Annotated in this window: 8 protein-coding genes; 1 reads left to right on the plus strand and 7 read right to left on the minus strand. The window is 35.8% G+C overall.

Annotated features, from left to right (window positions below):
- Positions 1 to 69: 69 nt before the first annotated feature.
- On the minus strand, positions 70 to 1,662 hold the full coding sequence (locus tag V7112_RS07765) for a hypothetical protein (RefSeq protein ID WP_335417412.1): 1,593 nt from the start codon (positions 1,660 to 1,662) through the stop codon (positions 70 to 72).
- A gap of 547 nt (positions 1,663 to 2,209) precedes the next feature.
- On the opposite strand from V7112_RS07765, the gene V7112_RS07770 reads away from it, so the two are divergent.
- On the plus strand, positions 2,210 to 2,773 hold the full coding sequence (locus V7112_RS07770; RefSeq protein ID WP_335417414.1) for a DoxX family membrane protein: 564 nt from the start codon (positions 2,210 to 2,212) through the stop codon (positions 2,771 to 2,773).
- 252 nt (positions 2,774 to 3,025) lie between these two features.
- Here V7112_RS07770 and V7112_RS07775 read toward each other — a convergent pair whose 3' ends face one another.
- From V7112_RS07775 to V7112_RS07800, 6 genes are all read right to left on the minus strand, one after another.
- On the minus strand, positions 3,026 to 3,892 hold the full coding sequence (locus V7112_RS07775) for a hypothetical protein (protein WP_335417416.1): 867 nt from the start codon (positions 3,890 to 3,892) through the stop codon (positions 3,026 to 3,028).
- Between the two features lie 274 nt (positions 3,893 to 4,166).
- Positions 4,167 to 4,601, minus strand: a complete 435-nt coding sequence (locus tag V7112_RS07780; RefSeq protein WP_335417458.1) for a DUF4275 family protein — start codon at positions 4,599 to 4,601, stop codon at positions 4,167 to 4,169.
- 129 nt (positions 4,602 to 4,730) lie between these two features.
- On the minus strand, positions 4,731 to 5,036 hold the full coding sequence (locus V7112_RS07785; RefSeq protein WP_335417418.1) for a LysR family transcriptional regulator: 306 nt from the start codon (positions 5,034 to 5,036) through the stop codon (positions 4,731 to 4,733).
- A 95-nt stretch (positions 5,037 to 5,131) separates the two neighbouring features.
- Complete coding sequence (locus V7112_RS07790; protein WP_335417420.1) at positions 5,132 to 5,995, minus strand: CheR family methyltransferase; 864 nt, start codon at positions 5,993 to 5,995, stop codon at positions 5,132 to 5,134.
- An 18-nt stretch (positions 5,996 to 6,013) separates the two neighbouring features.
- Positions 6,014 to 9,250 (minus strand): response regulator, encoded by a 3,237-nt coding sequence (locus V7112_RS07795; RefSeq protein WP_335417422.1) that lies wholly within the window; start codon positions 9,248 to 9,250, stop codon positions 6,014 to 6,016.
- A gap of 24 nt (positions 9,251 to 9,274) precedes the next feature.
- Positions 9,275 to 11,356, minus strand: a complete 2,082-nt coding sequence (locus tag V7112_RS07800) for an EAL domain-containing protein (protein ID WP_335417424.1) — start codon at positions 11,354 to 11,356, stop codon at positions 9,275 to 9,277.
- Positions 11,357 to 11,498: the final 142 nt, after the last annotated feature.

The raw sequence follows: 11,498 nt of genomic DNA on the forward strand, positions 1-11,498 counted from the left end.
GCTTTAGCAATGTTATTGTCTCAACGCGTCCAGAATGTATCTGGCAATATTCTACATGCTCTTAATTGACTATAGGATTGTTTCCCTGCTGCCAACTTTAATAAAAATATTCGATGATCTATCCGTCTTGGAATCTTTCCCTTTTCTATCATTCCTTCTTGCTTCTTTCATTTTTGTAAATAGGATTGCTCGATCCCAGATCACATCGTAAAGGGCTGGACCAACCCCAGTTTCTTTATCTTGATAAATCCTAAAACCTATATAAGCGTCTTGGTGATTATCAACTCCATATGCACTTCCTAAAGGATTACCTTCGCTGTACGGTATAACGACAACCCTGTCTTCACCAATCTTTCTTGCCATTTTAAATGCATAATAGTATTTGGCGTTTTCGTATCCTTCAGGAAAAAATTCTGCAGCTGAATTGGGAAACTCAACAGTATCGAAAGCTCCAGCAACGCCATTCCAAAGCTCTGCGCCATAGAAACTGTCTTGGCATAATGTTGCTTTTCCGGTTTTTTCGTGGTTAATGCCATATATAATGACAAAATCATCATCAGTTGTTAGTTGGAAATTGTCTGTTTTTAAATACAAGGCATCTGTATTGTCTCCATAAACATTCACGTCCTGTAATATTCCTTCATAACCATCGATTACCCATATTTTTGTATCTAAGTCGACGTGATTGTATTCCGTGCTTCCATATTTTTTAATAATCTCATTACGTAAATGATTAAAGTCATTTACTACATTTGGTACAACTTGATATTCGGTTGTGTCTGTTTCCCTAATTTTACGGAATGGTATCGGCCAGGGGTTTCGATTAGCATTGGGAATTTTAGGTGTGATGCGAAATGCCTTGAAATACTTATCAACATTTTTGATATATGCATCGCCAATTTCTTGTTGTTCCCATAATTGAACTCTCATAACAAATATAAAGGTATCCTTTCCTCTTTCCAATCCCATGTTGACCAAATCCATGGGGATGTTATCATTATTCATCATTTCCGAGCTATATCCTGCAACCCCTAGTGCATCACGGACTTGTTGATTAACAAACTTGTCAGCTGAACTAATGATGATTGTGGGGCTGTTAAAAGGAACTCCATCCGCTCCTTGGGGGGTACTATCAGTCCAGATCCCCTTATTACTCAATGAATCACCAAGACTTCCAAAAATCATGTGATAAAAACCTGTATTGTCATTTCCTGTTGTAATATCATTGCTGTAGTCCTTTTCTGGTTTATTTTCCACTAATCCAAGATAACTTCTGAAACTAAAGTAATAGGCCGGAGGAGGTGTCTGACCAATTAGTACAATAGCCTCGTCAGGTCTCAGTTTAAAGGTTGCACCAGGTAGTATTACGTTTATATTGGGTGGATAATTATTGAGGTTATTTGGAACATATCCTATCGGAGGCTCTTGTCCTTCTGAGGGCTCTTGGTTGGGGGCAGGTGGAAGGGTTAAGACCGCATATGGAGCATTTGCATTATTTCCGAAACAAGTGGGAACCTTCCCCTCACTTGCAAGCTTTAGAATATCTACATAGTTTAATTTTCCTTCTTGAACAATAAAACCGCTCTCCTCCAATGTTGAGATAAACGACTTAATACTTTCTTCCTTTTCGTAAAAATCATTTTTCGAAGAGTTGTTATACACCCGTTTCCCTCCTTAAATAAGTACAAAAAAATGGATAGATATTTATAAGTATGTAATACAATTTGTACTTATGAAGGAATGCTTAGTGCTGGGTGTGAGGTATATAGTTTTCCAGCAGCCGCGCTAATACTTTTTCCTGGAATATGGTAAGAAGAAATTGTATTTCCCGATGATTAATCATTGAATCCTCCATCTAACATAGAACTTTATGGTTATATCTCTATTTACAAAACAGCATTTTTGTTCACGAATTTTCGGTCCTTCTCTTTTTATTTTTGAATATTGTATTATTACCAACTATGCATGTTTATTTTCTTCAATTAATTAACAACATTTTAACCCTACTGTAACTTGTATCAATGGAATATTTTGTACAATAAAACTAAAAAAGTTTAGGAAAAAGGTAGGCGTTGTGATTAAAAAAGACTATTGATGATTTGGTGGGGATGTCGGAAAAAAGGCGTCTGATCCTAAACAAATTAAGATTGGCTCCCAATGGTTATATTTACCTGTTATAATCTATGTGATTAGGAAAGGAGGAAGTTTGATGGGAAGAAATAGCATTAAAGCAGGAAATGAAATTATTATTCCAGAAAATCCTGTATCCTCGTATCTATTTAACAACACACGCTCTGCTTGGATTTGGCTCGTTATTCGTTTGTATGTTGGATACATTTGGTTGACTTCAGGCTTAGGGAAATTTGGAAACCCAGCTTGGACAGGAGAAAATGCCGGTGCAGCCATTAAAGGCTTTGTTGGTGGAGCGATTGAAAAATCAGAAACTAGCGGTGATGTTGCAGGCTGGTATGCAATGTTTTTAGAAAACATGGTACTGCCAAATGCAACTGTCTTTTCCTATATGGTTGTATTTGGAGAAATAGCAGTTGGCTTAGGATTAATCTTAGGACTGCTCACGGGAATTGCTGCTTTCTTCGGAAGTATTATGAATGCTACATTTTTATTTGCAGGTACATTAAGTGCAAACCCTGTACTCTTTATTCTTGCAACCTGGCTAGTTCTAGCTTGGAAGGTAGCAGGCTGGTATGGACTAGACCGCTGGGCATTACCACGTTTAGGTACACCGTGGACACGAAACAAACAATACATTTAGTCACTATCTTTTTTATCACCAGAAGCAGGATTTCCACTTAACAGGAACCTGCTTCTTCTTTTATAATCACTTCACATAACGATTTTCCATCAGCCCCTTTATAGCCGTGATTCTTTACCTACATTTGTTACCAGTACCATTTCAATGAAATATTTTTTTGATAGTCTAAAAGATGTTTGGATATTGACATTATAGTCTCCATGGTGGCATCTACTAGCACGATGACGTTGTATTGAAAAACTAGAGAAACGTCTAAGCTAGAGGCAATACTTCCTGAAGTAACGAAAATAGCTCAGATTTTTTGGATGCTTCTTTTCGCTGCATGCTAATACTTTCCGCCAAATATTCCTCTGCTTCTTCTAATTCCTGATCGTATAACTCTTGCAATTTTCTAGTTAACACTCCATAAAAATAGGCAAAGGGATTATCAACCATATTTCTCTTTAGCTTGATAAGCATTTGTTTGAAGGCTTTGATCGATAGCTCAATCATATCTACACATTCCCAGTCACGGTTTTTTTTACTAGCTGCAATGGTTGCCATTTTCCAATACTCCTCGATAATTTTTGCTTCAGGAAAAAATGGTTTTACAGCTTCTACAAAGGATACAGGAACTCGATCACTTGTAAATGTGAAATCGAGAGGAGCGTCCTTACGTTCTTTTATATTTTTTTTAGTTTTAAAGGGATTACTAGTTTCTTTAGGGTGGTTCAAAATTTCCGTTTTAGGTGGTTCATGATGAGTTGAATTCATTTCAGGGTAACGATTAAACACATAGAGATTGCTAGATTGTGAGCCATTCTTGCGCTCGGTTTCATAAACCGTATAAATACCAAAAGCCACAGCTTTTTGAATCATTCGTTTAAAGGTAGAACGAGACACGCCATTGCCATTGTATTCTTCATGGATGGACTTCAGCATCGTACCAATCTTTGCATTGGAAACCCCAGGAATTTTTGCTGAATAACGAACAAGGCGTTTTAACCCAACAAGCTCACCTTTTGAAAAATCATCCTTGTATTGAAGCATCCACATCTCCATATGACTGTTGAATTCCTGTAAACTACTAAAATTTGAATAATCCTCAAACTGATCAATTGTGCCCGATTTTAAATTCATAAATATGCACCACCCTTTCATTGTTGTTATAGAAAGGTGGTGGTAAAAAAGGGGCATCTGTTTTAAAAATTTTTTATGGAAAACTTGTGAAAAATAAAAGGAACTTCCCCCAGAGTGTACGAATCACACACTGAGATCGGTTCCTATATTTGTCATCATTACTATTTTTCAAGAGTAAATTGCTAAGTTTGATCTTCATCCTTTTTGTACAAAACCTTCCCGGCTGAATAAGGGCTTTTCATATATTTGTGTTCAGTATTATTTCAAAAAAGTTCTAAAGTCTTTTTTGGCTAAAGTATGGACCGCACCAGCCTGTTTCATGGGTTCTGATATACGTCCAATTAAAACTCTTATCTACTATATAAACATCTTCTTCATTCTCAAAGTCCTTGGTTGTTAAAGAAGAAGCATTTTCAAGTATATAAGCATCATCCGAATGCTGATAAAAAACATAACATGACTGTTTTGATTGTTTATTAAATGCTGTATCAGCTTGTTCTTCTTTTAAACATTTTCTTCTTTCATAACTAAACACATGCCATAGGTAGCCACAAAAACCATCTTCATCATGAAGATAAATAGATTTCTTTTCTTTATCACTAAGATGATTGACAAAGATGTCTTCCCATTGCTTTCGTAGATATGTTCCCCACTTAGGTATTTCTATCACTCTTACTTTTTTCAGTCTTAGTGAAGAAACCAAATCCATCATATTTTCCAAAGTAGCACCCACTTTACTCGTTCTATAACTCCGCACATGAAACGTCCACTTGTTCACAGTAACTGTGCTATTGACTGGATTAGATACTTGATACTAGGAGAGAGATGCTGACTTTTTCTAAAGCATGCATAAATCAGGAGGAAGAAAGAAGTTGCTGGTTCTGGATGATATACCAAGTGTAATTTTCCCCTTTTTATCATCTTGTAAATCTGCAATTTCACTTCGTACAGAATCATAAATTCCCTTCACCTTCAGACATCCATCTATATAGATTTTTCCCTCATTGGTCAGGTAGACCCCACCGTTTTCTCTGATAAATAAAGGAGCACCAATCTCTTCCTCTAACTTTGTGATCATCTTGCTTAGTGCTGGCTGTGAGATATATAGTTTCTTGGCAGCCGCGCTAATACATATAAGTTGCAAGATACACTCCAAGTGCGCAGAGTGTAGTTGTAGTCTCTATGATGGGCGACACATATTGTAAAAGGTTGCTGAGTATAAACAGCAACCTTTATCATTTACTTTACTTTTTTGTACAATTTTTGTTTCTTGCTAATTTCCTCGTAATAATCGTCTTTATCTGTATAATAAATGGTTTCCTTATCACCGAGACCTAGAACACCAAGCATCGTAAGGCTCTCATAAAACAAATTATGAACCCTCTTTTGCAACTCTTTATTAAAATAGATGAGAACATTCCTGCAAAAAATCACATGAAATTCGTTAAATGATTGATCTGTAACAAGATTGTGTTGCGCAAATATTACATTTTTAGATAGATGCGAATGGAACTTTACCCCATTATCTGTAACAGTATAGTAGTCTGAAAAAGCATTATGTCCCCCAGCTTGCAGGTAATTCTTCGTATACTTTTTCATATTATCTAATGGATATCTTCCTGATTTTGCAATCTTTAATACATCTGCGTTAATATCAGTTGCATAAATTTTTGTCTTCTCATAGAGGCCTTCTTCAAGGAGCATGATTGCCATTGAATAAACCTCTTCACCCGTTGAGCATCCTGCATGCCAGATTCGAATGGAAGGATATGTTCGTAGCAACGGAACAACATTTTCTCGAAATTCTAAAAAGAATAAAGGGTCACGAAACATTTCCGTTACATTGATTGAGAAATCTGCAATCAATCTTCGTAAGCAAGCAGGATCATGTAAAATTTTCTCGAGCAATCCCGTTATACTTGATAATTTTTCAGCCTCAACACGATGCTGAATTCGTCTTCTTATCGAATTGTATGCATAGCTACGAAAATCATAACCACACCATTTATAGAGACCCTGTAGCAATAATTCAATTTCAATTTTCTCAAGATCTGAGCTATCCTTTGTTTCAATTTTATTTATTTCATCAGATTGATTATTCATAGTTTAAGGGGTCCTTTCCTATTGATATAACCAAACCTTCATTAACGAAATGAGTTGGTCAGGATTTATGGGTTTGACAATATAATCAGATGCCCCTACCTCCATACACTTCTCACGGTCTTCCCTCATTGCCTTTGCAGTCAATGCAATAATCGGCAGTGATGCAAATTCGGAAAACTCTCTAATCCTTTTAATTGCTTCATAACCATCCATCATAGGCATCATGATATCCATTAACACAAGGTCTATGTCTGATTGTTGTTGTAATGATTCAATTCCTTCAATTCCATTTTCAGCAAAGACTACATCCATACCATACGTTTCAAGAATACTTGAAATTGCGTATACGTTTCGCACATCATCATCGACAAGTAAAATTTTCTTTCCGAGAAGTTCCGTTTGGTCCTTAACGGAACTAGTTGAAGGTATTTCCGTTATTTCATTAATTGACGATTTGCACTCTAAAAGCAATGAAATCTCTTCCTTCAACCTTTGCGGTGAATGCTCATCTTTTATGATGATTCGATGAACATATTTGTTTAAGTACATTTCCTCTTTTGAAGATAAATCACGTCCTGTATAGACTAAAACTTTAACATCATCATGATGATGGGAATTTTTAATTTTCGCTAATAAATCAAATCCATTCGTATCCTGTAACCCTAAATCTAAAATAATGTAGTCAAAGGAATTGACCTTTAATTCCTCAATTGCTTCGTGCCCTGAAGAAACAGCTTTGATGATGATGTCCATAGAACCTATGTATTCCATAAGAGCATTTCGTTGTAAGAGATCATCGTCAATAATTAAGAGTCTTTTGATTTGGCTATTTTCATCGACAACCGGAACATCTTTAGAAACTATTGGCTTTTTTTCACTTTTTGGCAATGGAACAATTGACAGTTCAGCTGATGTGGCAATTTCCTTAATTGCATTCTGCTGATCCGTTCCATGTTGGTATTCCCCTACAATGAATGTAAAAGTACTTCCTTTTCCTTCTTCACTTTGCAAGAAAATTTTTCCACCTAAAAGAGACGCAATTTCCCTTGTAATCGATAAACCTAAGCCAGTACCTCCATATTTGCGGCTTGTTGTACCATCTACTTGCTGGAATGCTTCAAAAATAAGTTCTTGCTTTTCAGTTGGAATCCCAATGCCGCTATCGATTATAGAAAAAGCAAAACCTGGTTCTCCTTTACTATCTTGATAGGAGGAAATTTCTAATTTAACCTCACCTACATGAGTGAATTTAAAAGCATTTGATAATAGATTTCTTAATACCTGTTGAATCCTTTGTTCATCATTATACAGATAAGAAGGAATACCTTTCTTCACATCAATCGTAAACTTTAGACCCTTTTCATTTGCGATTGGTCGGAAGCCTCTTTCTGCAAAATCAGCTAAATCTTCAATTGCTACTTGACTTGGATTTACATCCATTTTTCCTGATTCAATCTTTGCTAAGTCCAGGATATCATTAATAAGTGCTAGTAAATCATTACCAGCTGAGTAGATTGTTTTCGAATATTCCACCTGTTTTGCGGATAAATTACCATCCGCATTATCCGTTAATAGCTTCGATAAAATGAGTAAGCTATTTAATGGTGTTCTTAGTTCATGAGACATATTTGCAAGAAACTCGGACTTATATTTTGAACTTAAAGCAAGTTGTTTTGCTTGTTCCTCTAGCTCCGCCCTTGCTGCCTCAACTTCTCTGTTCGTTTGTTCAAATCTCTTATTCTGCTCTGCTAGGCTCTTAGCCTTTTCTTCTAAATCTGCGTTTGTTTGTTCAAGCTCCTCTTGTTGAACTTGAAGCCTTTCCTCTGACTGACGAAGTGCTTGTGTTTGTTCCTCAAGCTCTTCATTTGTAGCTCTTAGCTCCTCTTGCTGTGTCTGTAGCTCTTCAGATTGTGCTTGAACTTCCTCCATTAATGTTTGAGATTCCTCTAGTAATCTAGCAAGTCTAATTCTTCCCATCACACTTTCGATGATGATGCCTAGACCATTCATCAATTCTTCAAGAAAGCTCTGTTGAGTTTGACTAAATAATTTAAAAGAAGCAATTTCGATAATTGCCTTTACATCCCCCTCAAAAACAATTGGTAGTACGTATATATTTAGAGGAGATGCCTCACCTAAGCCTGAGCTAATTCGTACATAGTCTGAAGGGACATCCGTTAAAATAATCGGGGATTTTTCGAGAGCTGCTTGACCAATTAACCCTTCACCCAAACGGATTATATTAGAGATATTCTTACGTTCCTTAAAGGCGTATGATGCTAGAAGTTTATAAGAGACTTGCTCATCCTCATTATTTTCCATATCCTTGACGTAAAAAACAGCATGGCTAGATTCTACTAATGGTACCGTCATAGAAAGAAAAGTCTGTGCTAACCTTTCTAAGTCGTTTAAACCAGTTAGGCTTGTCGTGATTTCTGCAATATTTGATTTTGCCCATGTTAACTCTTGGTCTAATTTCATTTGTTCTTGCAACGAATCAGTCATTCTATTAAATGAGCTTGCTACTTCATCAATTTCATCATTGGCAATCACTTCAACCTTTGTACTAAGGTCAGCATTTCCATTTGCTACCTGTTTCATGACTGTTGAAACCTTATTTAACTTTGAAGATAGTGTCCAAACATTCTTGGATAGAAGGCTTATGATTAAGATAATGCTAATAGTTAAGATAAGTGCGCCGATCATGAGTTCGCGTTGAAACCCGGAAATGATGTTGTTTAATGACAATTTCTGTGCTTCTTCTAAGGAATCTGTTATTTCTGAGAGAACGCCAAAAAATTGTGCATGAAGCTCGACTGAACTCTCATCAATTAAATCTAATGCTTCTGCTTTTTTTCCGGAATTTACAAGATTAATTAACTCAGTTTGGTAAGCATTAAAGTCAGTATTTGTCTCTTTAAGCTTCAGCACAAGGATCTTGTGTTCCTCAGTTTCAACCTTTTCCTCAAGTAAATCGATATTTGTTAAAACAGATTGTTTTAATTCCTGCAATTTTACTATTTCTTTTTGAATCGTTTCCTCATCATTAAAAAGTACGAGATTCCGTAGACGGATCCCTTCGTCTTTTATTCCACGATGAGTTTCTTCTGCTAGAATTGTTATTTCATAGTTTGTCTGTAATGTGGTATTCATTTTTTTAATACCCGAAATTTGAGACAAGCCAATTGTAATAAGAACGATAAGAAGAATGGGTAATGTACTGAGTACTAAAAATAATTTTGTTCTAATCTTCATTAATGCGGTCCTTTCTTGTGACGATTATTTACTTGTCTGTGGCTCTCCGAACTCAAAGCATGTTTGATAGACTAATGCAATCGCCTGAACACGATCAGTCACATTTAATTTTTGGAAAATCCTTGTTATATGATTTTTCACGGTATGTTCACTAATAAATAGTTTTTCAGAAATTTCCTTATTGGTTAACCCTGATAAAAGCAACTCGAACACGTCCATTTCTCTAGTTGTAATCGAAAATGTATCCTTTGTGATTTTGATTGCAGCACTAATCATTTTGGGATTTTGAATCGCTCCAAGTTCATTGTAATCTCCAACTGGACGTAAATCACTTGAAAGGGAATTCTCATCTTTTCGGGTACAAGCAGTCTCATTATGGGTTGACAGAAACTCTTCGAATTTATCAGGAACTAAAGGAGGGCTTAAAAGATAGCCTTGAATCTCTTCACACTTAAATTTCCGTAGTGCTTCCATTTGCTGCTCGGTCTCTACCCCTTCAGCAATCACCGTCATATTCAAATTATGAGCTAGGGAAATGATTGCCTCTGTCAATACGGTTTCATCAGGTGAGACCCCGGTGATTTCGTCAATAAATGTTTTATCAATCTTTAATGCATGGATGGGGAAACGTCTTAAATAGCTAAGTGACGAATAACCTGTCCCAAAGTCATCGATACTTACCTGTACTCCCATGTCATTTAATTGATTAAGTGTTTTAGCCACTACAGTTTCGTTACCTAAGATGACTGATTCTGTGATTTCAACTTCAAGCATCTTTGGACTTACGTTATATTCAACTAAAATCTGATTCATTTTTTCTATTAGGTCCTTTTGGAGAAAGTGCTGGGCAGAAAAATTAATTGCAATCCTTTTAGGTGTTAAGCCCATTTCTGTCCAAGTATTTATTTGCTTGCAAACAGTTAGCAGAACCCACTCTCCTAATTCAATGATTTGACCTGATTCCTCAGCCAATGGGATAAATTCACCGGGAAAGAGTGTTCCCCATCTTGGATGATTCCAGCGCATCAAAGCCTCAGCACTCTTAATTTTTCCTGTCTCGATTTCCATGCGAGGTTGAAAAACAAGTGAAAGTTCATTTCGTTCAATCGCTTTACGTAAATCGTTTTGCATAATAAATAAGCGATAGGATTGAAGATTCATTCCAGAGTGATACACTTTATAGTTATTTTTTCCTTGTTCTTTTGCACGGAATAATGCCGTGCCCGCGTTCTTAATGAGGGTTACAGGGTCTTCTGCATCATAAGGAAAAATACTCAATCCAATGCTTGCAGTAAAAAACAATTCATAGTGATCAATGTAGAATGGTTCATTAAAGGCATGATATATCTTGGTGGCAATTTCTAGTGTTTCCTCACGATCTGTATTCGGTAAAATAATGGAGAATTCATCTCCACCAAATCTTGCAACAACATCTTCATCTCTTACCGTTGTTTTTAATCTTTTCGAAATTTCTTGAAGCACTCGATCACCTGTATTAAAATCAAGTGAATCATTTACATACTTGAAGTAATCAATATCTAAAAGAATAACCCCAATTTCTTGATTCATTTTTTTTGCTTCGGTTACCCTAGAAACTAATTCATCCTGAAACATTTTTCGATTGGGTAATCCTGTTAAATAATCATGTAATGCAATATATTCAATTTCACTATTTTTTTTAGATAATAATTCTGTTTGCTTCACTAACTGTTTTTTTATTTTGTAGATTTCGACAAAGCCATCCACCTTAGCTTTTAATACAATAGGATCAACAGGTTTAAGGATGTAATCAATTGCTCCAACAGAATATCCCTTAAAAATATGGTCCGAATCCATATTATTAGCAGTGATAAATAATAGTGGAATATTCTTTGTTTTCTCTCTTGCTTTGATAATTTTGGCGGTTTCAATCCCGTCAATTCCTGGCATTTGAACATCTAATAATATAACAGCAAACTCGTTTTTCAATAGATACTTTAAAGCTTCTTCTCCAGAATAAGCTTTAATTAAATTATAATCCTCTCTTTCAATGATAGCTTCCAAGGCTAATAGATTCTCTGGGCGATCATCCACTAAGAGAATATTAATTTTTTCCACCGATGTCATTATCCCACCCCTATTAGTCATATTTTCGACATATTCTTGTTCTAGAATATCATACTTAAATGAATAAGAGGTATTTGATTAATATGTAAGATAGACTATATTTTTCCATTCATCTAAGCCTTTTAATAATTCTACTCATTAT

Origin of the sequence: Bacillus sp. JJ1566 (assembly GCF_036962685.1) — a bacterium.
In the GTDB taxonomy this organism is placed as follows: Bacteria; Bacillota; Bacilli; order Bacillales; family Bacillaceae_L; genus Ferdinandcohnia.